This is a genomic window from Marinomonas ushuaiensis DSM 15871 (assembly GCF_000521805.1).
Taxonomy (GTDB): domain Bacteria; phylum Pseudomonadota; class Gammaproteobacteria; order Pseudomonadales; family Marinomonadaceae; genus Marinomonas; species Marinomonas ushuaiensis.
Genome location: NZ_JAMB01000039.1, coordinates 1 through 628 on the forward strand (window position 1 = coordinate 1; position 628 = coordinate 628).

1 rRNA gene is annotated in these 628 nt (G+C 50.0%); it reads right to left on the reverse strand.

The features are described 5' to 3' along the window. A 16S ribosomal RNA gene (locus MUS1_RS15580) occupies window positions 1-432 on the reverse strand; the annotation flags it as partial. Between the last annotated feature and the right edge of the window lie 196 nt (window positions 433-628).

A 628-nucleotide genomic window follows, 5' to 3' on the forward strand; every position in this document is an offset into this window, starting at 1 on the left:
GCTTTACAACCCTAAGGCCTTCTTCACACACGCGGCATGGCTGGATCAGGCTTGCGCCCATTGTCCAATATTCCCCACTGCTGCCTCCCGTAGGAGTCTGGGCCGTGTCTCAGTCCCAGTGTGACTGGTCATCCTCTCAGACCAGTTAGAGATCGTCGCCTTGGTAGGCCTTTACCCTACCAACTAGCTAATCTCACGCAGGCTCATCTAATAGCGGAAGGTCACAAGTGATCCCCTCCTTTCCCCCTCAGGGCGTATGCGGTATTAGCATGCGTTTCCACATGTTGTCCCCCTCTACTAGGCAGATTCCTACGCGTTACTCACCCGTCCGCCGCTCGACGCCTGTAGCAAGCTACATCGTTTCCGCTCGACTTGCATGTGTTAAGCCTGCCGCCAGCGTTCAATCTGAGCCATGATCAAACTCTTCAGTTAAAGAACTTGCTCACTCAAATCTTATTACACTAACTATAACTTAATCGTCTCATCATCCCGAAGAACAACAAAACAACATAAAGCGATTGCCGTGTAGACTCTCGTAAGTCTTCAATTTTTTTGACCAACTACACGCTACAAGTAGCAATGCGATGGTCTTCTGAAGTCTCTAGCGAGCGCCCACACAAATTATCTG